26 protein-coding genes are annotated in these 24,640 nt (G+C 38.8%); 14 read left to right on the forward strand and 12 right to left on the reverse strand.

Translation table 11 applies throughout. The features are described 5' to 3' along the window. Window positions 1–274: 274 nt before the first annotated feature. The 3 genes from QME45_09580 (at window position 275) to QME45_09590 (ending at window position 2,230) form a co-directional block, all read left to right on the forward strand. Window positions 275–979 carry a hypothetical protein gene (locus QME45_09580; protein ID MDI6618906.1) on the forward strand — a complete coding sequence of 235 codons (705 nt, stop codon included), beginning with the start codon at window positions 275–277 and terminating at the stop codon, window positions 977–979. Window positions 980–1,109: 130 nt separating this feature from the next. Continuing rightward, complete coding sequence (locus QME45_09585) at window positions 1,110–1,643, forward strand: hypothetical protein (GenBank protein MDI6618907.1); 534 nt, start codon at window positions 1,110–1,112, stop codon at window positions 1,641–1,643. A 110-nt stretch (window positions 1,644–1,753) separates the two neighbouring features. After that, window positions 1,754–2,230: a flavodoxin domain-containing protein gene (locus QME45_09590; GenBank protein MDI6618908.1), complete on the forward strand. Its 477-nt coding sequence runs from the start codon at window positions 1,754–1,756 to the stop codon at window positions 2,228–2,230. 247 nt (window positions 2,231–2,477) lie between these two features. Here the strand turns inward: QME45_09590 and QME45_09595 are convergent, their stop codons facing one another. From QME45_09595 to QME45_09635, 9 genes are all read right to left on the reverse strand, one after another. Beyond that, window positions 2,478–3,647 carry a hypothetical protein gene (locus QME45_09595; protein ID MDI6618909.1) on the reverse strand — a complete coding sequence of 390 codons (1,170 nt, stop codon included), beginning with the start codon at window positions 3,645–3,647 and terminating at the stop codon, window positions 2,478–2,480. Beyond that, window positions 3,634–4,671, reverse strand: coding sequence for a hypothetical protein (locus QME45_09600; GenBank protein ID MDI6618910.1), 1,038 nt, complete (start codon window positions 4,669–4,671; stop codon window positions 3,634–3,636). Before QME45_09600 ends, QME45_09595 begins: the two co-directional genes overlap by 14 nt. 2 nt (window positions 4,672–4,673) lie before the next feature. After that, window positions 4,674–5,342, reverse strand: coding sequence for an ATP-binding cassette domain-containing protein (locus tag QME45_09605; protein MDI6618911.1), 669 nt, complete (start codon window positions 5,340–5,342; stop codon window positions 4,674–4,676). After that, window positions 5,343–5,984 carry an ABC transporter ATP-binding protein gene (locus QME45_09610; protein ID MDI6618912.1) on the reverse strand — a complete coding sequence of 214 codons (642 nt, stop codon included), beginning with the start codon at window positions 5,982–5,984 and terminating at the stop codon, window positions 5,343–5,345. Window positions 5,985–6,058: 74 nt separating this feature from the next. Next, window positions 6,059–6,949 carry a hypothetical protein gene (locus QME45_09615; GenBank protein MDI6618913.1) on the reverse strand — a complete coding sequence of 297 codons (891 nt, stop codon included), beginning with the start codon at window positions 6,947–6,949 and terminating at the stop codon, window positions 6,059–6,061. Continuing rightward, window positions 6,942–7,706, reverse strand: coding sequence for a hypothetical protein (locus tag QME45_09620; GenBank protein MDI6618914.1), 765 nt, complete (start codon window positions 7,704–7,706; stop codon window positions 6,942–6,944). Before QME45_09620 ends, QME45_09615 begins: the two co-directional genes overlap by 8 nt. A gap of 96 nt (window positions 7,707–7,802) precedes the next feature. Beyond that, window positions 7,803–9,290, reverse strand: coding sequence for a DUF6034 family protein (locus QME45_09625; protein ID MDI6618915.1), 1,488 nt, complete (start codon window positions 9,288–9,290; stop codon window positions 7,803–7,805). 79 nt (window positions 9,291–9,369) lie between these two features. Then, window positions 9,370–10,749 (reverse strand): HAMP domain-containing sensor histidine kinase, encoded by a 1,380-nt coding sequence (locus QME45_09630; GenBank protein MDI6618916.1) that lies wholly within the window; start codon window positions 10,747–10,749, stop codon window positions 9,370–9,372. A gap of 5 nt (window positions 10,750–10,754) precedes the next feature. Next, window positions 10,755–11,417: a response regulator transcription factor gene (locus tag QME45_09635; protein MDI6618917.1), complete on the reverse strand. Its 663-nt coding sequence runs from the start codon at window positions 11,415–11,417 to the stop codon at window positions 10,755–10,757. Window positions 11,418–11,753: 336 nt separating this feature from the next. On the opposite strand from QME45_09635, the gene QME45_09640 reads away from it, so the two are divergent. The 7 genes from QME45_09640 to QME45_09670 all read left to right on the forward strand — a co-directional run bounded on the left by QME45_09640 (window position 11,754) and on the right by QME45_09670 (window position 16,566). Beyond that, the gene (locus QME45_09640) at window positions 11,754–12,044 is read left to right on the forward strand and encodes a hypothetical protein (protein MDI6618918.1); all 291 of its coding nucleotides are present in this window, start codon (window positions 11,754–11,756) and stop codon (window positions 12,042–12,044) included. A gap of 20 nt (window positions 12,045–12,064) precedes the next feature. Then, window positions 12,065–12,757 carry an N-acetylmannosamine-6-phosphate 2-epimerase gene (locus QME45_09645; protein MDI6618919.1) on the forward strand — a complete coding sequence of 231 codons (693 nt, stop codon included), beginning with the start codon at window positions 12,065–12,067 and terminating at the stop codon, window positions 12,755–12,757. A gap of 87 nt (window positions 12,758–12,844) precedes the next feature. Next, complete coding sequence (locus QME45_09650; GenBank protein ID MDI6618920.1) at window positions 12,845–13,693, forward strand: MurR/RpiR family transcriptional regulator; 849 nt, start codon at window positions 12,845–12,847, stop codon at window positions 13,691–13,693. A gap of 256 nt (window positions 13,694–13,949) precedes the next feature. Next, window positions 13,950–14,570 (forward strand): DedA family protein, encoded by a 621-nt coding sequence (locus QME45_09655; protein MDI6618921.1) that lies wholly within the window; start codon window positions 13,950–13,952, stop codon window positions 14,568–14,570. Between the two features lie 245 nt (window positions 14,571–14,815). Continuing rightward, window positions 14,816–15,355: a sigma-70 family RNA polymerase sigma factor gene (locus tag QME45_09660; GenBank protein ID MDI6618922.1), complete on the forward strand. Its 540-nt coding sequence runs from the start codon at window positions 14,816–14,818 to the stop codon at window positions 15,353–15,355. A gap of 10 nt (window positions 15,356–15,365) precedes the next feature. Then, a complete protein-coding gene (locus tag QME45_09665) occupies window positions 15,366–15,662 on the forward strand; it encodes a hypothetical protein (GenBank protein MDI6618923.1) in 297 nt (98 codons plus the stop codon). Next, entirely contained in the window at window positions 15,646–16,566 is a 921-nt protein-coding gene (locus QME45_09670; protein MDI6618924.1) for a zinc ribbon domain-containing protein, read from the forward strand. The genes QME45_09665 and QME45_09670 overlap by 17 nt, the downstream gene beginning before the upstream one ends. Before the next feature lie 38 nt (window positions 16,567–16,604). Here QME45_09670 and QME45_09675 read toward each other — a convergent pair whose 3' ends face one another. Further along, a complete protein-coding gene (locus tag QME45_09675; GenBank protein MDI6618925.1) occupies window positions 16,605–17,177 on the reverse strand; it encodes a chromate transporter in 573 nt (190 codons plus the stop codon). Continuing rightward, on the reverse strand, window positions 17,167–17,778 hold the full coding sequence (locus QME45_09680) for a chromate transporter (protein MDI6618926.1): 612 nt from the start codon (window positions 17,776–17,778) through the stop codon (window positions 17,167–17,169). The genes QME45_09675 and QME45_09680 overlap by 11 nt, the downstream gene beginning before the upstream one ends. Window positions 17,779–17,940: 162 nt before the next feature. Between QME45_09680 and QME45_09685 the strand changes: the two genes are divergently transcribed. Continuing rightward, on the forward strand, window positions 17,941–18,822 hold the full coding sequence (locus QME45_09685; protein ID MDI6618927.1) for a LysR family transcriptional regulator: 882 nt from the start codon (window positions 17,941–17,943) through the stop codon (window positions 18,820–18,822). Window positions 18,823–18,844: 22 nt separating this feature from the next. Here the strand turns inward: QME45_09685 and QME45_09690 are convergent, their stop codons facing one another. Then, window positions 18,845–20,590, reverse strand: coding sequence for a methyl-accepting chemotaxis protein (locus QME45_09690; GenBank protein MDI6618928.1), 1,746 nt, complete (start codon window positions 20,588–20,590; stop codon window positions 18,845–18,847). 625 nt (window positions 20,591–21,215) lie between these two features. On the opposite strand from QME45_09690, the gene QME45_09695 reads away from it, so the two are divergent. The 3 genes from QME45_09695 to QME45_09705 all read left to right on the forward strand — a co-directional run bounded on the left by QME45_09695 (window position 21,216) and on the right by QME45_09705 (window position 24,636). Beyond that, window positions 21,216–22,052: a MotA/TolQ/ExbB proton channel family protein gene (locus QME45_09695; protein MDI6618929.1), complete on the forward strand. Its 837-nt coding sequence runs from the start codon at window positions 21,216–21,218 to the stop codon at window positions 22,050–22,052. After that, a complete protein-coding gene (locus QME45_09700) occupies window positions 22,042–22,749 on the forward strand; it encodes an OmpA family protein (protein MDI6618930.1) in 708 nt (235 codons plus the stop codon). The genes QME45_09695 and QME45_09700 overlap by 11 nt, the downstream gene beginning before the upstream one ends. A 417-nt stretch (window positions 22,750–23,166) precedes the next feature. Then, a complete protein-coding gene (locus QME45_09705) occupies window positions 23,167–24,636 on the forward strand; it encodes an ATP-binding protein (protein ID MDI6618931.1) in 1,470 nt (489 codons plus the stop codon). Window positions 24,637–24,640 lie beyond the last annotated feature (4 nt).

Genomic DNA, 24,640 nt, shown 5'->3' on the forward strand with positions numbered 1-24,640 from the left:
AGGGTAACTTCCACTTTAAGAGGATAAGGGGTGGAACTTAATTTGATAATTGAGTTATTTTATATACCTTTCAAGAAGATGTATTCTTCTCGTGGACAATTATGATTTTTCAGATTATAATGAAAGGACAGGAATGTAAAGTACAGAATAATGTGGAGCTGATGTCAGAGGCAAATTACAGAATGTAAAAGTGATGGTAGGTTACGAGGCGGATGAAAGAAGAATCCCGGGGCTTTAGATGTGAAAGGTTCAAGATAATGGAGGAAATGGAGTTATGAAAAATACAATCAAGAGTGTCCAGGGGAAAATTGGAACCAAATATTCTGCTAAAATTTTGCATATTCTCAATGGCTCCTGCATGCTTAGCAAATTTGAAAATAACAATCTTATCAAAGAAAAACAAACTTATGTGCCTTTTAATGAAGCGATGTGCTGGGGTGAAACCGATACTGAAATATTTTCGGATTCTTTTATAGAGAAAAGAGTTAAATCATTGAAAACGACGGATGCAGAATATAGAAAAATTGTGCTTGAGCCATTAAAACCACTTTTTCACGAAAAATTTGATACTGTTGTTTTATGGTTTGGTGATGACATGTTTTGCCAGATGAATCTGATTACGATTCTTGCATATCTTGAACAAATTGGATATAAAGGTGATGCCCTATTTTGCATGGTACTTGAAAGAATTGGAGATATGGTGTCTGATGTATTTGAAATTGATGTTAGCGGCTATTTAGATATTTATAAGGACGTTTTATATGACCACAAAATTCCTGCGTTAAAAATACTACCTGTTACTTATCAATCAATAAAAATGTATCTGAATTACAAGGAAAAAGAAAGCCCGATTATAAAGTATATCAAGAGAAATTTAAGTAAAGAGAATCTTATTGATGACTTATTGTCCATTTTTCCGGAGTATGGGCTTGGTGATTCACAATATCAAATGATGATCGATGAAAACCGCGGATTATAAATATGCCAAGTATCGTTTTGCCATTCTGATCTGCAGATGAGAGGGTGCATAAAGATTATTTGAAGAATATTCCTTAAATATAAAAAATGCACCAACGATGAGATTATTTATATTTTGGGAGGCTGGAATTGTGGAATTAGATGATTTAAAATCTTTTGTCAAGCCGTATTATGCCAATAAGGATATTATGCATAATATGTGGCATATTGAATTAGTGCATAAGTGGGTTGATAAAATCATAAAACTCGGGAACTATAACATCGATTATGAGAAATTAATTTATGCCATGTTTTTTCATGGCTTTATCTATTCCAATGAAAATGACATAAAACATTGGTTGAAAATGAGAAGTTTCAGCGATGATAAAATCGAAGACATTATAAAAATTACTTGGGAATCCCAGCGTAATGAAGTTCCAACAACAGTCGAAGGTAAAATTTTGCATGATGCGCATATCCTTGAAGGTGGAAGGACGTATCTAGTTGTAAAAACCTTGATCACAGGTTCAGTAAGAGGCCAATCCCTGCTGGAAACCATCAATTATATGAAACAAAATGTTATTGATAAAAATCGTTGCTATCTTCCTGAAACATATTCTTTGTGTGATGAAATGAACGAGTATGCGAAAAAATTCATTGAGGAGCTCGAAGAGGGCATTGCATAGATTATTAATATTTATTTTAACAGGTGGTGTTATAATAGAAAATAAGGAATATACATAAAATCAAAAAAGTCACCACAAATAAATAAGGATAGAACGGGAGGAATTGAAAAATGAGTACATTAATCGCTTATGGAACCAAATACGGATTTACAAAAAAATGCGCCGAGATGCTTGCAGAAAAACTTGGTGAAAAGGCTGACATTTGTGATTTAAGCAGCAATCGTCCAGATTTGGCGCAATATGATAAGGTTATAATTGGCGGCTCAATCTATGCCGGGAGAATTCAAAAGTCCACGGCGCGTTTTTGTACAGAGAATCTCAATACCTTGAAGAGCAAAAAAATTGGCTTTTTTATATGCGGAATGGCAGATGGAGAAAATGCCAGAAAACAGCTTGAATCATCTTTTCCGAAGAAGCTGCTATCAGTTGCTGTTGCTAAGGAATCATTCGGCGGAGAATATGATTTTAATAAAATGAATTTCCTGGAGCGCTTTATAATTAGGATGATTTCCGGCTCGGGGAAAAACCAGTCGCGAGTTATGGAAGATAACATCGCTCGTTTTGCCGAACAGATGAAAAATGCTTAGAAATGCAGCCGGGTTCTTCGATTGTTACAATGATATTTTTGGTTGCTTTTGGCACATCGGCCGGTTTGAATCATGCCTTAAACATGCCTACACCCATGATGGGTGTTTGGGAACGTATTAATATTTATGGATATATGCTATGGATTGTAGTATTTTCTATTATGCTTTTAAGATTGAAAAGAGAGAGGAAATTTACAAAGTCTATATGAAAGGAGCATGAAAATACTGAATAAAAGAAATATTACTGTTATAATTTTAGGATTATTTTTAAAATACAGCTCATGATGATGCCTATGCTTATACCGGCTGCCGCTAATATCCATGACTGCATATCAGTTATTTTTTTAATGTCATTTTTTTTCATACCGACCAAGAGCAGCATGAAAAGCTCGGGCTTTCTTTTCTGAATTGTTCTGCGCTTGTATTCGTATGCAAAAAGTGTGAAATATAGAAGATTGAGTGCCCCTATTGCCAGTAGATAATGCATTTCCTTTATTTCTGAATCCCATTTGTCCTGAAGCATGGAATTTCCATTTGTAACGGCAAATCCAAGGGCGCTGATTTGTCTTTCGACTCTTGTCGCACAGCCTATGTTTTTTATACGCACGTATGCTGTTTTGATATTGGCAGGTTGTCCGCTTCTGTAAAGCAGTTCCTTCGCAGCAGACAGGCTGATATATGCTGCAGGTTCCTGATTTGTATCACCTTTGGAAAATATTCCACATACCCTTGATATAACAGGGTGTCTTTCGTTTTGAATACGGAAGCTGGCATTCAGCCAATCTATTCCATCAGATCCGCCTTGCGTATCTTCTTCTCTTGATGATTGCATCTTGCTGTTCTTGCTGTCTTTTACTGTAAATGCCGATGAAGCAGCCGGTATTGAAGACTTGTCTTTTTCGCTTTTGGATATTCCGCTCTTAGAGTCAGGTGTATTGTTTACATCCTGATTCTTATCTGATATATTTGATTTTGCCATATCTTCCGAGTTTTCTGTTTGACTGAATTGCCGGCAGGCGGATTGATTGATGATAATATATGGCATTACGCTATTATCGGGAAAGATATTTCCGGTAATAAAGTGCCCTTCGAAATAATCTGCCTGGATGCCTGCAAGGGTCAACTGTGCCGAATATTTACCTGCAGTTATGGCAGAAGGTACTTGAAGTACGGGAGTCGCGGCTTTTACATCAGGGATCCCCAATATATTCGTAATCGTACGGTCGGTAATTGCCGTATTGCCTTGCGCATTAATAGTAAGATCATAAGGTTGGGATTTTTCTTTATTCACTGCAGTATATGCCATACCGGCAAAAGATAGGCAGAAACTGCTGACGGCAATACATATAGCAGGCAATGCCGCCCATTTCCATTTCAGGTTTTTGACAGCCATATGAAACATATCAAACTTCTTCATAAAATTTACCTCTGCGTTTGCTGCGGATCATAAAAAAGGCGAATAATCCTTCGATAATTGCCGCACCGATAACAATGGATATCCACCATTGACCTGCACGGGCAGGTTTTTCCTCGGGTTTTGAGGGATTTTCATTGATAACGGGAGTATTGATATTTGTAGAAAACTCTGATTCCTTCGTATACTGTTTGCCGGATTCATCCTCATACAACAGGGTAACTTTACCGCTGGTCGGTCCGTATTTTTCCCCTCCGTCATAGTCTCCGGTCATATCTTTCGTGCCAATAAACACATCCATCTCTCCTGTGGAAGATGTCCCTGCCTCCATGTTCCCGACAAACGTGGTGCCGGATGGAATCAGGCCGGCAGCCTTTAATATGCAGCGTACGTTGTATGCTTTTCCGTGCCCCAAGTTCATTACCTGAAATGATACCGGCAGCGTATCACCAGCGTTTACCTCTGAAGCAATCCGGGGTGTTTCCATTTCGATATGCATGGGCTGGTCGACCTCCACAGATACTGTGCCCCTTGAAGAGAATGACACGGCCTCATCATTTTCATATTCTATTGAAAGGGTGATATCGTAGCGCTGTGGCGGTGTCACAGCATCGCTTTTGTATTTAAGCAATATTTCAGCAGTTTTGTTTCTATCAAGCTTTTTTATATAAAATGTATTGCTGCTATTAAGCAGAGATATATTTGGACAATCAAACGATGCCGTCACCGTCATATTCCGTACCGATTTCTCGTCACTTGTATTTTTGAGCGTAACTTTTACAGTGAATTTTTCTCCAGCCATAACAGGAGATGGATTTATGCTGTGTCCGTTGACAATAACTTTAGGCTGGGAAGCAGGCTCTTTGGGGGACGTTTCCACAGTGTTGGTGTTATTGATTTTAGGAGTGGATTCATTTGTGCTTTCCTTTTGCGATGAGGCAGAAGAAATTTTCTCTTCGGCCGATGCAGTAACGGACAGCATACAGAGCAATATTACAGTCATAACCATTGAGCAGAGTTTTTTCATCTTCATTCCTCCCGAATCTTGCCGTAATCTAAAATAAATTGCCTATCCGTATTCAATTCAGTTCTTTGTCTTCCTGTAAAATAAACCATGGTGGTTTCATTATTTTGCCGTATACCATCCAAAATTTTTGCTATTTGTTTTGTTTCCCTTTCAGAAAGGTTGGCATCTATCTCATCCAATAGTAATATTTTCGGCTGCACAATCAATGCCCGTGCAAGAGATGCAATCTGGCCTTCAAATAGCGGGATCTGTCTTGGATAAGCGCATGCGACGTTAGAAATTTCCAGTATTTTAAGCTGCTGCTTTACCATTTTTATCCTCTGCTCCGGCTCAACTCCGCGTACAAGCAGCGGCAGCCCTATATTTTCCCATATCGTAAGCCCTGGTACAAAATAGGGGTCCTGCAGCATAACAGCCATGTTTCTGTTGCGAAAATCCGCTGCAGAGTCAGCATCCATTTCATGCATGGCTTCTTCCATTACATAGATGCTGCCTGCACTGGGGTGTTCCATTCCGGCAATGAGCTTCATAAGCGTAGTTTTGCCGCTTTTAGGCGCTCCGCTGATGCAAACGCTTTCTCCTCTATGGATGCACAGGGTAATGTCGCTTATTATCCGCCGGGCAGGCGGATACATCCTGACTACATGCTCAAGTTGAATCGCTTCACTCAATTATCTCACCACCGTCATGACGCCTGCGTCGATCTCGCATACCGTATCGCATAGGTTGTCAATGTCAATTTGATTATGGCTGGAAAGAAGAATGGTCTTGCCCTGATTTCGCAGGTCCTTTATAAGCTCGTGCATCTGGATGACGCCATTTTTATCCAGTCCGTTGAACGGTTCATCCAGTATGAGAATTGACGGGTCCTCCATAATTGCCTGGGCGATTCCCAGCCGCTGCCGCATGCCAAGGGAGTACTTTCCAACAGGTTTTTTCATATCAGGATCAAGCCCGACACGACGGATTGCAGCAGATATGGCCTCACGGGTAACTCTGTTCTTGAGCGATGCCAATATGGAAAGGTTTTTTATACCCGTGAGGCCCGGCAGGAAGCCCGGGACTTCAATGATAATTCCCATATTATCCGGGAAATCCACATCTCTGCCCACCTGCATATAATTGACGAGTATCCTGCCCCTATCGGGCAGAAGAAAACCGCAGATACATTTTAAAAGGACAGTTTTCCCGGAGCCGTTGTTGCCTATAATTCCATGAATTTTTCCTTCCTCAAAATCGTGGGAAATACCGTGCAAAACCACTTCTTCTCCAAAAGATTTATATACATTCTGCACGCTTATCGCAATATCCATTTTATTCCTCCCATGTGGCATCCAAATTGATTGCCGCCTTTGGTTACTATTTTTCAAATATAAAATATGCACCCTTACGTACCCGTAAATTTGAAATTGTATTTCCGTATGGAATGCAGCGCAAATCCGTAAAATACTAAAATCAACATAATGAATATCAAATATGTATGCCACAGGCGCGGCAACATGTCATAACCGAAATTATGCATATTGTAGGTAGCATGATTAAGTGGGGATAACCACCCTGCAACCACATTCGCCTTATAAATGAGATTATCCGGAATATGGAACATGGTTTTCAGCAGTTTTGGGGTAAGGAGGAATCCCGACAGGCTGAATGCAAAAACGCTCATTACTCCAGCGAGCTGACCCATTTTGATATTGAATGTAAGCATGATAAAAACCATAAGCAGGGAGTAAAGAAGCATAAGCAAGAAAACAGTTCCCATGCAGGCATATGGCGTTGACATTTCCATGGTCTTAACAAAGGCAGGTATGGAAATATTCTTCCCTGCACCGGAATAGCCGAGCATTGCCGCCGTCTTGCTCCACATGTTTCCCGTGAAGGAGTTGTTCATACACAGGAACGATGTAGATGCGAGGATAAAAACCATATAAATGCACGTTGCGGATATTATATATAGAGCCTGGCCTGTAATCCATGTTTTGCGGTCGATACGAACGAGATAAAACGGCGTCCCTGCGCTTAAAAATGGCATATCCGCAAACAACAGCACCAGAAGCAGGGATGAAAGCAATATTGAATTGCCGTCATCGAATGTCCAGATAAAGACTTCCACAATCTGCATGGTCGTTCCATACTCTGCAGCGAATTTAACGGCTTTGTCCGAAAGCAGGAAACACAATATAAAAGCCAGCGCAAATGTGATAAAAATACGCGGGTTCTTGTGCCACCATCTAAAATCGTATGCAGCAACCGAACAAACCTGTTTTAGCTTAGACATTTGCAAGCCTCCTCTTTGCCGATGTGGCAAACCATAAGCAAACAATGGCGGTGAGCTCTAAAAGGAATAATATCACGCCAAATTCCCCGAGTACCCAGTCTTTTGAGGGGGATATCCATTCCTTTGGGTATAGCACATATAACTCCTTGAAATACCGCTCATGGATAATAATAAGCACATAATAAAAAATAAACGGCGAAGCATATGCCATATACCGGTTCATGGTAAGGGCAGCAAGCGTAAACCCTAGAATCGACCAAAACATACCGGAGAAAAACAGCATTAATGCCTTCGTGAATATGACTGCAAAGTGCGGTTCAGCAACTTTCCCGGCGGAGGAAGCAAGTTCCATCGGCATAAATACAAGCGCCGAAATACCATAGGCAGACAGGATGCCTAAAAACAACACAAGCCCTCCTGAAAGCCCGCAGGCCATGAGCTTTCCCTTTATATACCGGTTTATCCCGGAACGCGGCAGATATTCTTTTATAAAACCGCTTTTTATATCGTCTATATAGGCGGTTGTATAAGGCAATGTACAGATGATGGGCACTGTCAATGTCATCGTATCGGAAGATAAGGCGCTGATAATAAGCCTGGCATGATAGCCATATGGTAGAGGACCGGTGCTCCTCGATATTTCAATTATTTCATTCAGTGAGGATAGCAGAATCATCAATACAGCTGCCGTGACGCCAAGTAAAAAGCCTTTGGAAGAAACAGCGCGTTTTATATCCGATCGTATTACATAAACCATTGAATTCATCCTCCATTTTTCTAAAAACGGAATAAAGAAAGCAAGCATGGACATTTTTTATATTTTTCATGCCTGCTTTTGATTTAATCTGCCTGTTTAATATCCCGCTGCACTTCTATCGATAATACTGCCGTCGATTGCATTAATTGTAAGCCTGCTGCAAAGCAAATCATTGTCTACCTCAGAGGTGCTGCTTCCGTCTCGATCCTTGTCGGCAATATAGGTCAAGCTCCCGAAAAAGTCCCAAACAGGTATCAGTAAAGCGGTATCGTTATTATTTTTTTCAGTAATACGCATCAGTCCCAGATTTGCCTTTGAGATGTCAAATACAACCGATTGGTTTCCGGTCTTTCCTGCTTTTGTAATTAAAATCATGGAATCAAATACTTTTGAGATATCGCTAAAAGGCAATACAGTCGTATTTTGTGTAACTGTTTTTGTAATCTTATAGGGAGATTCCCATACAAATTCCCGTATTCCGCTGTCATCTATCATAAATGACATTCTTTCATAGGGCCATGGAGCGGTGTATTCAGGATTGTTTTCAGCATCTTTGGGGGTATCCACGCTATCACCTGTATAGGAAAGCAGCGTTGTGCGGTTTATTTTGTTATCAGTATAAACAACCGGTACTCCGTTTACTGTCCGAACAAATTCAAGTGAATACCCATTGTATGTTGCTGTCGGCTGGGTACCGTTTTGCAGATTGACACAACCGATTGCCTTTTCTATGGAATAGCATGTTAAGTAATCGATTCCAAGGGAATGGATAAAATCTTTTGCAAGCTTTTGAGCCTGTTCCCTGGTTATGGAGAGCGTCGGCATCTTTTGAAGTGTTTTGGAATTGATTCCACTTTTGTACATGACATTCTTATCCCATTCATATAATCGGAAACATTCTGCAGTGGAATACCCATCAGGCTCAGAGGAATAGAACACTCTGTATGCATTGTATTTTGGACTGTTAACTACCTCGAAATACCCATGCTTGCCATCCTCGCCGTCAGTGATGCCCTTAACTACTTCACGCTTTTTCCCGTCCTTTATAATATCAGTAGAAATCGGCGTTTTATCAACGGTCTCGGGAGCAGTCTCGTATACTTTTTCATATTTGGCAATTGTAGAGTCTATCATATCTTTATCGGAGCCCTTTGCACCTTTGAGCTTTTGCCGGAGTTTGACGATTTCTTCCTGTATTTCGGCCTTTGTCATGGCAAAAGCTGATTCGGCTGAGTAAATATTCTTTTCACCGAGCAATATTTTTCGCAAGCTGTTTATCTCCTTCTGCGAAAATTCTCTTTTCTGTACGCTAAGAGTTGGGATTTTTTCCACATCGGGAATTGTAACTTTCATATTCACATTAGCCTTAACATCATTATTTTTTGTAGTTAGGGAGGCTTTGTAAGTATCAGGAGCTTTCAGCATCTCTGTCAGGCTTTTCCCGTTATTCTCAGAAGTCGCCTTCTCTATGACCTTACCTGTATCCTTACCGACTACAATCGGACTCTTAGGCGTATGCTGGCATGAAACTAACACAAAGGCAAGAATTACGGCCAAAACAATAGATATTTCCCTTTTCATCATCACACCTCATTTCTTTTGCTAAGACTATGATCTTATATTCAGACACAAAAGACATCATAAAAGTGTAAACTTTTTGTAATCAAGGGAATATGATCTTTACAGTCGTCCCTTTCCCGGGTTCACTTTCGAAAACAAGCCCGGCATGATGCGCATCCGTAATCTGTTTTACAAGAGCCAGCCCAAGGCCGCTGCCGCCGTTCTTTTTGCTGCGGGAACGATCAACCATATAAAAAGGTTCGGTTATCTTTTCAATTTCATTCCTCGGAATACCCTTGCCGTGATCCCGTACCTGAATAGTCCGGCCGTATGCCGAGATTTCCACCGTTTGCCCTGCGCTGGAGGCCTTGGAGCCATTATCCGCAAGATTTGTGACTGCGCTCAGCATCAGGTCAAAATCCATGTAAAGTGTGTCAATGCCGCATGTTATTTTAAGATTAGTCTTGCGCTGCTTGAATGTTTCATCCACATTGTCTTTCACAGCGTTCAGCAATTTAGTGACGGATTCCTCACGAAGTGTTATATTTTCCTGCAGAGTTATAAGAGCGAGGAGTTTCTGGGTCAGCCGCTCCAGCCATTTGCATTGATCGTGGATCTGGATGAGAGAGTTATACGCCACATCTTCTGGCAACTTAGTGTAAAGGAGAGTTTCGGAATGCCCTATCACAGATGTGAGGGGGGTCTTGAATTCATGGGTCAATCCTCCTATGAAAACTCTCTGGCGCTCCGCAGCTTTTTCCAGTTCATCTATGTGCATTTCAACCGCTCCCGCCATAATGTTAAAATTACGGGCCAATGCGCCTACCTCGTCATTTGAGGCAATCTCAGTCCTCTCGTCGTATTTTCCATTTGCAATACGCCGTGCCGAGCTGCCCAGTTTTTCTAAATGGCGGGTGGCAAAACGCACAAGAAAAATTATAAGCCCGGTTCCAATCATGATACAGGCGAGGCTGATCGCTATAAATTGCAAGGCCATCCGTCTGATATCGGTATATACTGAGGTGATATCCCGCACGGTATAAACTTTACATTCATCTGAAAGAATTCCGACGTTGCTCCCTGCAATAAGTATATGCCTGCCGTCAATCTTGCCTATAAAGAGCTTTTGCTGGTAGGGCTCTGAAAGCGGCAGTATCTTTTCCGGGAGCAGACTGATATTGGAATAGATGGTCTCATCCCCATATATGAGTACTGAAGTATTATTTGCAAAGAGGGAGAAACAATATTTGAGCATTGAACGTTTCGCTACAGGTTCCAGGTTGTCGCTGTCATAATAGTTGCCGTAATAATTGACCATCCCGGAAAACGACGCCTGCAGGTTATGCTGCTCGGTACGGATATTGTCCATGGTTATTTGCAATATGCTCTCCCGAGATTGGATGAGCAAAATCGTGCTGCAGACTCCGATAATCAGCATCAGTACGATGATACAAATCAGGGATATTTTCAGCCATAGCTTCATAAAGGTCAATCCTCCAAACGATAACCGATCTTGGGGATCGTTTTAATTTCAACATCCAGCTTCAATTTTTTTCTAAGCTGCGCAATATGTACGTCCACCGTACGCGTCCCACCGATAAAATCTACACCCCATATCTCGTTAAGCAGACGTTCCCGGGGCAATGTCCGGTTTTTGTATTTTACAAGCATGGCAAAAAGGTCGAATTCAAGGGGTTTTAACTGAATTTCCCTTCCGCACTGAAAGACGGAATGGTTTTCCACATCAATGGTTATATCCTTGAAATGCAAAACCTTTTTGAGCTTTCCCGTCCTTTCCAGCACCTTTTCAATTCGGACGAGCAATTCCAAAACCTCGAATGGCTTTACGATATAATCCTCTGCACCGTCCCGCAGCCCTTTGATTTTCGATGATACGTCCGACTTGGCCGTAAGATAGATAACAGGTATGTTATACTGTTTCATGTACTTCATAAGTTCAAAACCGTCTACTCCCGGAATCATAATGTCAAGCAGGGCCAAATCAAAGGAATGATCCTGCTTAAGATATGCGACCGTCTCGTCTCCGTCCGCTAAAACGGCATATTCATACCCTGTATATTGAAGATTAATCGATATAAAATCCGAAATGGACTTTTCATCTTCCACAACAAGTATCCTGTTTGCAGCCATACCGTCATCTCCTGTGACATAAGCATGATATTTCCTCTATTTTACCACAAAATGATCTGTAAAAAGGTTTTTGATTTGTAAACGTATTGTTATCGCAGCATGTAAGGAAATTTTTGGAGATATGAAAAATAAAATGGAGAAAATATTCTTTTTTATGTGAAAGGGTAGTAATAATTAAATAAGTGTGATATTATAAAAAGGAGTTAATTTCCAAAAGCATATACATTATAAGGCAAAATTATCCTTTTTAATATACTACAATCGATGCTGTTTTGAATGTAGAATATCATTTATTTTCACATAAAAGTATTAAAAAATAAATTGGAGGCTTTTTATATGAAATTATCTGTAAGCGCCTGGTGTCTTCAAAAAAAGCTGTTCAGCAAGGAGATAACCATATTCGATTTTATAAATTACTGCCATGAAAATGGTGTAAGATATGCTGAATTGCTTGATAGTTTTTTAAATGGAGAAGATGACATAAAGAAAATCAACGGGCTTTTAAAGAGCCTTGGTATGGCGGTATCCGCATATTCAATAAGCAATGATTTCGTACTATCTGACAGCAGAGAAAGAAAAGAGCAGATTGAATATATGAAGCAAAGCATGAACATTAGTTTTGCTTGATTGAGAGGGGGAATGTCCTTATGCCCGGCGCTATCAATGCTTTGAAAGGCGGCCTTATTGTGTCATGCCAGGCTCTTGAAAATGAGCCTCTGCATTCATCGATGATAATGGGAAGAATGGCATATGCCGCAGTACTTGGAGGGGCAAAAGGAATAAGAGCCAATAGTTTTGAAGATATTGTTGAAATAAAAAAAGTAGTTGGCGTACCTGTTTTCGGCATTGTAAAACGTGGGTACAAAGACTCTGATATATATATTACGCCAACGATGAGAGAAATAGATGAGCTTGTAGCGGCAAAAACAGATATCATCTCGTTGGATGCCACAAACCGGATAAGGCCGGGCAATAAGACGCTTGAGGCTTTTGTAAGTGAAATACGCGCTAAATATAGGAATATAACTTTGATGGCAGATATATCTACTTATGAAGAAGGAATCCATGCATATGATATGGGTTTTGATATGGTTTCAACGACCCTGTCCGGATATACGCCATATAGCCCCCAGTTTGAAACGCCTGATTTTAAACTTATTGAAAGGCTTTCCAAAAGGCTGCCTATCCCGGTGGTCGCTGAAGGAAGGATCTGGGTAAGGGAGGAAGCGGTGAAAGCATTTGATTCAGGGGCATATGCTGTTGTTGTAGGAACTGCGATTACAAGACCGATGGAGATTACAAGGAGATTTGTCAAAGCTATAGAATCTGCGGAAAAATAAAGAGATATTGAAGTTTGGCGCAATATCCAATACAATATAGTTATGGTAAATTTTTTTGAAGTATTCATATAATGGAAGGATGAAAATATGGAAAATCAGGATCAGTGCCTTTTAAAAATCAGGAGTCTATATAAAAGCTTTACTAAAAAAGAAAAAAAGGTTGCCGACTATATACTAAGCAATAGCGGAGTAATATATATGTCTATTACAGAATTTGCCGAAGCTTGTAATGTTGGCGAGACTACCATTATCAGGTTTTGTAAAAAGATAGGAATGGAAGGATATCAGGAATTCAAACTGCAGCTTGCAAGAGAGACGGTAAAGCCGGAAGAGGATGTCCATGAAAATATAACTCCACATGATAGCATCATTGATGTTATAAAAAAGACTACATATTCAAATACAATTGCTATACAGGATACAGCAAAGGTAATATCTCCGAGTCAGCTGGAAAAGGCAGTTGATGCCATAATCAATGCCGAAAAAGTTGATCTTTATGGAGTTGGGGCTTCTGCATTTACGGCAGGGGATGCAAAATACAAGTTCATGCGTATAGGTATAAATGCAGAGGCTATAAGCGATCCCCATATGCAGTGTATGTCCGCTGTCAATTTGAGTAATAAGGGGGTTGCGATAGGTATAAGCTTTAGCGGCAGCACAAAGGATACGGTGGATTCTCTTACCTTCGCCAAAAATGCAGGTGCTTTTACAATTGCCATTACCAATTATGAAAAATCGCCTATTACGAAGGTGGCGGATGTAGTGCTGCTGACATCTGCAAGGGAAACTCCGTTAAGAAGCGGCGCATTGACGTCCAAGATTGCTCAGCTTCATGTGCTTGATATATTATATACACTGCTTGCAATAAAGAAAAAGGAAAAGGCTTATGAAATGCTAAACAAAACAGCCGAAGCCGTTATTTCAAAACTGTATTGATTATCGGAAGCAAGCTAAGATAGTTCTGCAAAATCCCATCTTAATATTTTATGAGTATTCTTATATATGGACGGAAGGTCTATGCGGTTTCATGAATACTTTAAAATGTCCCCTTTCTTTTCGCATATTTATTTAAAAATCAAGAATGGGTTAATTCGCCTGCAACCTGTTCTGTTTCTGAACGTGTAATATTTTAGATGTATACAAATATTTGTTTGGCTTATACTTCTAAAATAATTATATAAGGATGATAAATATGCAGAATTGGATTATTCAAATTATGAACACTTTCGGATATGCGGGGATTGCACTGCTTATTGCAATAGAAAATATTTTTCCTCCGATTCCGTCAGAGGTTATTTTAACTTTCGGAGGCTTTATGACTACCTATACATCTATGAATATTTGGGGTGTCATAATATTTGCCACAATAGGATCGGTAGTGGGAGCAGTTGTACTTTATGGGATTGGCAGATGGCTTAGTCCGGAAAAACTGGAGCGATGGTTGGACGGCAGATTGGGAAAGATTTTGCATTTTAAAAAAGAGGATGTTTCGAGAGCGGCGGACTGGTTCTCAAAACGTGGGAAACCGACTGTCTTCTTTTGCCGGTTTATTCCTATTGTCCGCAGCCTTATTTCCATTCCTGCCGGCATCGCACGAATGAACATGGTAATTTTTCTGATACTTACTACTGTGGGAACTTTTATCTGGAATGCTGTTCTTGTATATTTAGGGGCGTTTGCAGGTACATCCTGGGAAAAAGTTGTCGGGTATATAGGCACATATTCCATGATTACCGTTTTTGCTTTTGTTGTTTTAGCTTTTATTACTGCGATAGTTTTCTATAAGAAAAGGTTTTTAAAATCCAAAAGGTAAAAATACTAACTTGAGGAGATACTAATGAAAGGTATGAGATAAATTATAAAGATATGGATGCATATTTTATATTTGAAGAATATTATTCCAATCGCTAAACTCTAAAGACTTTCCGCTAATTGTTCTTTCCATAATATTCTTCAAATAATCTTTATACGCCTAAAGATATTATATTATTTACTATTTAGAGGGGAAAAGCGTTAGGTTTTAGTGGATTGCCTTATCCTATTAGAGGGCGGTGACACATGGAAGATAAAAAACTTATAAAAAAGTGCCAAAATGGTGACAAAAGTGCCTTCCAGGAACTTATAAGCAAATATCATCCCATAGTATATAAATTTCTTGTCAGAGTTACTGAAGATGAAAGGTTAACGGAGGATTTGACCCAAGAAACTTTTATAAAAATAATAAGAAGCATTGATAAATTTGATGTGAATGGCAAAGCAAAATTTTCAACATATATAATCACGGTATCGAAGAACTGTTACATCGACTATTTGAGAAAGAACAAAAAAATTATGCAAAGTGTAACCATAGATGATAATCTTAATATTGAGGATACTGATGTAAATGTTGAGGAGATTGTTTTAAATAAGATATATGGCAATGATATTTTAAAAGCAATGGAAAGTTTAACGGAGGAGCAAAGGATAGCAATAAAACTTAAATACATTGAAGACCTTACGCTTAAAGAAATCGGGGATATCCTCAAAATTGAGCCAAAGACCGTTAAGAGCAGAATACATAATGGGATTGTCAAACTCAGGCAGCTATTGCAAAAGTGAGGTGAATATTTTGAAATATGATGTGGATACTCAATCGACGGCAGGATTGCTATTGAATCTAGAAGATGAGATAGAGAAAAAATGCTTTCAAATAAAACAGAAAAAAAATGAAATAAGGATGAGAAGGGTATTTTTTTCATGCTGTATTTTTACAATATTAATAACATTCATCAGTTTATTTACAGGATTTTCAATAATCAACATAGCGGTGTCATTAATTTTATTTCAAAGTTTAGCCTTAACTCTCGCAGTACCTTTCATCTTGGATTTGAACAAGGAGGGTATGTTAAATGGGAAAAACAGATGAATTCATAAAGAAAATTAGCTTTGGAAAAGTAGCAAAAATCTATGTGATATTATCGATTCTTGTTTTAATAATCTGTATTGGTATGACTGCATACCTGTTTAGAGACAAGATTGCTTTAGCGATAGATTATGAAAAGATGGATGATGCAGTTGAAAAAAGAGGAATAGATGCTTCAATTAAAGGGCGCTTAGATAAACTCGCTAGCGATTCGGTCGACATAAGGGATGTAATTCTACTTGATAAAGAAAATAATATCCTGTATAGGGTAAGGAATTCCGGCATAGGAAGGGATAATAAGCTAACTTTAAGTTATAGCAGAGAAAAAGGAGGCTATCTTACAGACCCAGGCAGTCCGGATATATATTATAAAGTTGTCAGGTTTGAAAAGCTTATCTATTTTAAAGATTCCATGGAACAGATAATAAAGTTAGAAAAAGAACGAAATGATGATTTTTTTTATGACGCTAACTTTAATGTCAAGAAGGTTTATTTGCTGAATTATTTTGCTGATAAAAATAATGGCATGAAGGTTTTTATCATAAGTGATATCAGGATAATGCCGTATGCTGAAAGGTTATTTGAATCGATGGGGTCGGTATTGGCAGTCATCCTTTTAATTTATTGGATAGGCTTGGCATTATGGGTGTATAAGGATTCAAATGAGAAAAGGATGAACGCAGCTTTATGGGGAATCGTTACTCTAATTACTAACTTGATAGGTTTACTAGTATATGTATTGGTAAAGCAAAATAGTGAAGTTTGCTACAAATGCGGTGCAGCACAGAATAAGTACAACGTGTATTGCTATAACTGCGGAGCAAAAATAAATAATTTATGCAGTAAATGCGGAGCCATCGTCAATGAAAAAGATAAATACTGCATTAAATGCGGTAATAAACTGTAAATCAAAAGCTTCCTTAAATAAAAAGGGAACAGTTTAAATCATATTATCACGATGGCCCCTACAACACCCGCTAGTATGGTAAGCAAAATCGGATTGATTTTGAAACGTATATTGAGCACTGCGGTGAGTATAAAAATAATAACAGGAACGAGAGACAGAGTGCCCATCGGGTCAATAAGGAAATTTCCGATATTTTTTCCCGGTACCGTAAGTACATTGGTTGCTATCGTTATCGCTGCAGCTGCTATCAAACCGACGGCGGCGGGTTTGATGCCGGATAAAGTATCCGTCAGCCAGTCGTTGTCCTTAAAATGTGCAAAAAAGCGCATAATGACGACAGTGAGGACAAAGGAAGGCAGCGAAACACCTGCGGTAGCCGCAATGGCTCCCGGCAGTTTTTGGTAGAGGTATCCGACATAAGTGGCGGCATTTATAGCTATGGCGCCTGGAACGACCATATCCAGTGCATTCAAGTCTGCAAACTGGGCAGGACTAACTGAAAAATGCTCCGCTTCCGTCATGATCATGGAGAGCATTGCATAACCGCCCCCGAAACTTAAAAAACCGAGCTTGAGAAATGTGTAAAACAGATTAAAACATTTAAGAAGCATCCTCATGACTCCTTTCCCGATGTCGTCTAATACGCTGGTAAATATATCCGGTAGCGCCAGACAGCACTACGATAATCGGTGCGCCTAAATTTCCCACAACAACAAGTAGGAAAGCGGCGATCATTATGATGACGGAGAAGGTGGTTTTTAAATTATATCTGCCAAGAGAAAATGCGGCTGAAAGCACCAGCGCGGCAGACGCAGCCCGGATCCCGCGCATGGCTCCCAGAAGCCTTCCGTGCTGAGGGATCATTTTTGCAAGAATTGTAGCCAACACCATCAGGGAAAATGCCGGCAGTATCGCGCCAAAGCCCGCTGCCAGCATTCCGACAGTACCTGCCGCATGACGCCCGACAAGTGTTGCGCAGTTTAATGCGATTACACCTGGCATAGTTTGTGAGAGCGTGGCATATTCCATAAATTCATCCCTGCTCAAAAGCTTATATTTTTCTACCGCGTCCCGCTCGATAGCAGGAACGATGGCAAGGCCTCCTGCAAAAGTGAACGTGCTTGCTTTCAGAAAAGTGATAAACAACGCAAAAGATTTGAAAAGTTTATTGTTACTCATCATAACCTCCAAGTTCCCCGTCAATCGGATCATATCTGGCGAATTTCGTTGCTTAAAATAATATAATCCTCTTTATTTCGATTTCATATTGCGAATCTAAGATATGATAAGTATATCACTTGAAAAACCATAAGTAAAATATCATAATATTATATATATTATATTGTTTTGCTTATGAATAGGGGGATAATACAATTGACTTTACGGCATATGAAAATTTTTGTGACAGTTTGCGAAGAAAACAGTATTACAAAAGCTGCAAAGAAGCTGCATATAGCGCAGCCTGCGGTCAGTATTGCTGTGAAGGAGTTGGAGGATTACTATGGCGTAAAGCTATTTGACCGCATATCGAAACGGCTTTATCTTACTGATATAGGCAGGAATTTTCTTGAATATGCACTCCATATTGTTTCTCTTTTTGACGATATGGAGAATAATATGCACAAATGGGAGTGCTCTGAGAAGTTAAGAATCGGGGCTTCCATTACCGTGGGTACCCATTTCATGCCGCGGTATGTAACTACCTTCTACAAATACCACCCTCAGTCAGATATTGAAGTTTTTATAGGAAGTTCCGATTTGATCGAGAAAAAGATCCTGCAAAATGACCTTGATTTTGCTTTAATAGAAGGCACTGTCCATTCAGAAAATATCCATTATGATACCTATATGAAAGACAGATTGGCTGTCATATGCAGTCCTTTAAACCCTCTCTGTGAAGAAGAAACCGTAACGATAGAACAGCTGCTTTCACAGCCATTGTTGTTGCGAGAGAATGGAAGCGGCACCAGAGAATTGTTTGATCATGTTATGGCGACTTTTGAATATACTTATACGCCATCATGGGAGAGCACAAGCACGGAAGCCCTGGTGAATGCGGCAAGCATGGGACTTGGCGTCTCTATTTTGCCATATATGCTGGTGCAGGATGCACTTGAAAAAGGTGTTATTGTTGAATTGAAAGTTGAAAATTTACATTTAGATCGGTGGTCCCATATTATCTATCATAAAAACAAATTCCTTACCAATTTGGCAAAAGAGTTCATCAAAATGATAAAGGATAGTGAAAAACACTAAGCTAAAGGTGCATATTCATCTTCTATATCTTAAACTTTTTAACTAAGGTATTAAATTTTTCTACCAGCGTGGTCTGGCCTTCTATTGATTCGGTTGCGTCTTCAACAGAGATTTTAACATCATTGATACTGTCTAAGATAGCTTTAGAGCCGGATACGAATTTCTGGGACGTTAAAGCTATAGTGTAAACGGCATTGCTGATTTGCTTGACCGAGGTTATCATAGAACTTACTTCCAAACTCATTTCTTCAGACGTTTTGCTTACAAATTTGGCATCATCCTCATACTTCATTCCAGTTTCTATTATTAATTTATAATCCGGATTGGCATTATTTTCGATGAAATCTAAAATATCCTGGGCATTTATGGTGATATCATTGAATGCTTCCTCTAATTTTATCATAGTTTTGTTTATGCTGCGGGCGGTTGTATTTGATTTTTCGGAAAGTTTACGAATATCGTTGGCAATAACCGCAAATCCTCTTCCATGCTCTCCTGCCCTTGCGGCTTCAATTGATGCATTCAGAGCAAGTAAACTGGTCTGCGCTGCGATGCTCGAAATGGATTTTGCCATGCTTTTGACTTCGTCAACCACTTTTAATTCTTCAATCGCCTTAAGAATCTTTGTATGCTTATCCTTATATATGTTTTTACTTGTATTTATAGAGCCGACACACTTCTCTTTAATTTTAATTGCGCGTTCCTTTATCTGTTTAGAAGATATACTCCCGTTCTTTGCCTTATTGCCAAGTTCATCAATGGATGCCATGATCTCTTCCGCTGATGCCCCGACCTCTTCCGATGTAGTACCTAATTCTTCAGTTCCCTTGTATATCTGTTCCGCCGCCTCGCTGATGCGCTGCATCCTCGATAGCGTGCCCTTGATTGTGGAGGACAACTTATTGCTTGAGAGGGCTATTTTTTCAGAACTCCCGGTGATTTCCATTATCAGTCTTCTCGTATTCTCGCTTGCCCTGCTTAATTCGGTAGAGACTTTGCCTATCTCATCTTTCGTGTTAATACTGATCTTTTGGGTCAAGTCACCTTTTCCGATGGCTCTGCCTAGATCCAGTACTTTATTGATCTGTTTTGATATCAGATAAGAAATTAAAAATCCCAGCATTATCGCAATCGACAATCCCGAGATTATTATGCCGGTCATTGCATATAAGGACTTTCTATATATCGATTTATTGTTGATGTTAGCATTGTAAGCATGTTTGATATTTAAATTTATTATTGAATTGATCACATCCGCCATGTTGGTTTCGATCTCGGAAACATCAGGCAGGATTGCCTCAGCTTCTTCATATTTATGATCTTTGGCCAATTCAACAAGTTTACTGTATGAATTTACATAATCCTCGAGGTATTTTTTATATTGTACCATTAGCACATTTACATTCTGCGCTAAACCCAAGTCCTCGAATTCTTTTATATACTGGTTATTTTCATTTTTAAGCTCATTCAAATGCCTTTCTGACCGTTTTATTTTATTTATATCCCTTGCATAGGTGAGGATGAGGATTTCACTATATACCTGCTGAGAATTGTTTTTGATATCATTAAGTTTATTCAAGGATACCAGATTATAATCATACATTGAAACAGCATTGCTGTTTATTTTTCCCATATTCGATATTCCAATAAACCCTACCAGCCCTATAAAGATGGATATTATAAAAAAAGATATTGTCAGCTTATACACTATTCTCAAGTTATTAAACCATTTTATCAATATTTTTCCAAAATCTTTAAGCCAGTTCATTAGCATTCCTCCAAAGTTATCAAATATAGTCTCAAACCTTTCATATCCATTTGTAATTTTCTGCCTGTGGAAAAAATTACTAAGTTTATTATCATTATATATACCTATTGTAGGAGACACTTTAAATTCTTGTTAATTTATGGTTAAGCACAAATCGGGTATGGATTTGATCTTTATACTACATTCCTTGCGCTTGCTTTATTTATCTATTTTATGTTTTGTTCAGAGTTGAAGAATTACATGATAATAATCGGGCTTAAAAACAGCTGATAACTGTGCTTTACGTTTATATAAGCGTAAAAATTTCAGTTATCGGCTGCTTTTTTATAAATTTCAATGCATAAAAATTCCAAATTTGAAAACATATTAAGAATAAAATCATATTCTCTTGATAAAATATACATACTGATTTCTATAAAGTATATAGAATAAAATCCGATAAAATAATATAGATTATTGCGCAGATTTATGCCAATGCAAAGATTGAAAAAGGGCGTTATGGAAATATGGATAATGCTTTTTTGAGCGTATGGAACTGAGCAGGAGGCAATGGATAGTCGATGAAATTGCTCTTATTAATAGATGCTGTTTTAACGTACTATAATTTTTGGGAGGTAAATATAAAATGAGAAGAAAAGATTTTTCAACTGCTCTTGGTCTATTGTCAGGAGTACTGGTTATCACACTAAGCTTAATATGGGGACAAAAGGATATCGGAAAGACATTCATGCTTTTCTTTGATGTACCTTCAATCTTCATTGTAATATTTGGCTCATTTTCATCAATTATAATATCGTTCAAGTGGGAAACCGTAAAGAATATCCCTAATGTTTTAAAAACCGCTTTTATGAGCAAAGAAGAATCGAAAATCGACATCATCAGAATGTTTATAGATTTATCAAAACAAGCAAGAAGGGAAGGCCTTTTATCTCTGGAAAATGAAATTGATAAAATAAATGACAATTACATAAAGTCTGGAGTACAGATGATAATTGATGGATTTGAAGAAGATTCGATACAAAAGACTATGGAGCTTGCAATGGATAAAACAGAGGAAAGGCACAAAAAATATGTTCAAGTATTCAGAATGTGGGCAAACCTTGCTCCGTCATATGGCATGTTGGGAACATTCATCGGGCTCATTTTGATGATGGCAAACTTTAAAGATATGAGCAGGTTTAGTTCGGCATTTGCAACAGTGCTTGTAACTTCGTTTTATGGAGCAGTTTTATCAAACCTTGTGTTTGCCCCGCTTGCAAACAAGCTTGATATTAAGAATTCAGATGAATTAAACAAAATGGAGTTGGTGCTTGAAGGTATTATGGACATACACTCGGGCGTAAATCCGAGAATCATGGAAGAAAATTTGAAGACATTTTTATCAGCTAAAGAAAAGAAAGAATATGAGCTAAGCAATGGCCAGAGGAATCAGGAAGAAGCGGTGATTAGAAATGCGGCATAAAAAGAGAAAAGGCTTGGAGACTCCTGCTGAGAATTGGCTTGTTTCATATGCAGATATGATGACATTGTTGTTGTATCTTTTTGTTATTCTTTATGCTATGGCAGTATTAAATCAAGGTAAAGTCAAACAAACTCTCGAGTCTTTTTATAATACATTTAGCAGCGGCACCAGGATAAGTCTATTCGATACATCGGATATCGGAGGAGTGCCCATGAGCGGTACGCAGTCAGACAATGGCAGTCCAACTTATGACCAGGTTGACAAATATGTAAAGGATAGTAATCTTGAAGGCAAAGTAAGTGTTAAGAAGCAGAGCAATGGAATTTCCCTTGAACTTCAGGAAAAAATATTGTTTGACCCGGGAAGTGCCACAATAAAACCGGAAAATATAGGAGTGCTTGATAAAATAAGCGTGCTTTTAAAAAGCTTGCCGAACAACATAATTGTCGAAGGTTATACGGATAATAGACCTATAAATTCGGGATATTATCAATCAAACTGGGAACTATCGTCCGACCGTGCCGTAAAGATATTAAGATATTTTACGGATGAGAAGGGATTAAAACCGGAAAAATTTCAAGTGGCAGGATACGGGGAATATAAGCCTATCGCGGATAACAATACTCCTGAGGGAAGACAAAAGAACAGGAGAGTCGATATAATTATTGTTGAAAATAATAAAGATAACGGGCAATGAATCCGGTATTGACCGATTTATTGTCTATACCACGATTTTATATTGATCCCATTATATTTGACGAAAGTGGTGATGTTAATAAAATTATATTAATGTCTCCACTTTTTTATCTTTATGCGCGCTTTTTAAGAGAGCAGCTCTTTAATATCCATAATCAATCTTTTAAATATGATTACTATACTGTGAATTACGCCTATAAGCTCGAGGGCCGGAATTAATCCGGATATTCGTGTTCTAATACCTATTCACAGTTATGCTATAATTAATTATAATTGTTGAATCAACGAGTGACAAAATGCTATATTAGAAAATTTAAGGCATCAAGCATAAAAAAGCAGGTCGGTTTTAATTAAAGGTTGTGATGAATCTATTATTTTACTTTTATGCATTTTGTAATTATCAAGGAGGGAATAGAAGTTGTATAAGTTGATTACCGCGAAAATTAATTCTAAAAAAGTTGTTAAGGATGTAGCAATAACTCTTTTCCTGAATTCTTCTACCACGCTTTTATCGTTCCTGATTCAATATATAGGCTTATCGGAGGTAAATATTGTTGTTATATACATTCTCTCCGTATTAATTACGTCACGTTATACAAAAGGTTATGCCTATGGGATAGCGGCTTCGCTTATTTCCATGCTATCATTTAATTTCTTTTTTACAAAGCCCTTGTATACTTTTGGCGTGGATGACAGTACATATATTTTCACGTTTATAGTCATGCTACTGGCTGCAATTTTTACGAGCGCGCTGACCAGCAAATTGATAAAGTTGAAAGAACTTGCCAGTAAACGGGAAAAACAGGCGCAGATTCTTTATAATATAACAAGTTCTCTTGCAAAAACCGGTAGTGTGGAAGAAGTCGCGGCTGTATCGGCAAAATGTCTGTTAAACCTTCTGGAATGCGACATAATCTGTATTGTAATACAGCAAAAGGAGAATACGGCAAAGGAAGTAAAAGCTCAAAAGTCAGACAGGAGGATCATTAGTGAGGATATAAATATAAACGAAATTGAAAAGATAAAGAAAGATCATTATACATTTCCGATGACAGTTCGCGGAAATGTAATTTGTTTTGTTTGCTTGCCCAAGGGACTTGAAACTATGAGCGATGAAAACCGGTTCCTCTTGGATTCGGTCGTCATGCAGATTACCATCGCTATGGAGCGTGAGCTTCTTACCAGTGAAAGGGAAACTGCAAGAGCTGAAGCCGAACGAGAAAGGTTTAAGAGTAATCTTCTTCGGGCCATTTCTCATGATTTAAGAACTCCGCTTGCTGGAATTGCAGGTGCTGCGGAAATGCTTCTTCAAAATTTGAAGGATGATGAAAATATCAAAATCACTATGGGAATATATGAGGATTCTTGCTGGCTTACACGTTTGGTTGAAAACATTTTAAGCTTGACGAGAATTCAGGAGGGTCGGCTGTCGCTTAACATTCGGCCTGAAGCCGTTGAAGAAATCGTTTCAGAGGCTATTGACCGGGTTTCAAAGTACGCTCCCGACCATAAAATTCGGGTTTCTGTTCCAAATGAGGTGCTGTTCATTCCCATGGATGGGAAGCTCATAGAACAAGTGCTCATAAATTTAGTCGATAACGCAATCAAGCATACGGCACCGTCAGACGAAATTAATGTATCGGTTTGGCTGGATGGTAAAAAGGCTTGGTTTGAAGTATCAGACAATGGAACGGGAATTAACAAGGACGATTTGCCGAAGATCTTTGATATGTTTTATGTTTCAAACAATTCCCGTGCAGACGCAAGGCAGGGGATCGGTCTTGGACTTGCTATATGCAAGTCTATTGTAAATTACCATGGTGGTGAAATATATGCAAAGAACAACAGTGCGGGTGGTGCGACATTCCGGTTTTATTTGAACGCATAGGAGG

This window comes from Clostridiales bacterium, assembly GCA_030016385.1.
Lineage (GTDB): Bacteria > Bacillota > Clostridia > Clostridiales > Oxobacteraceae > JASEJN01.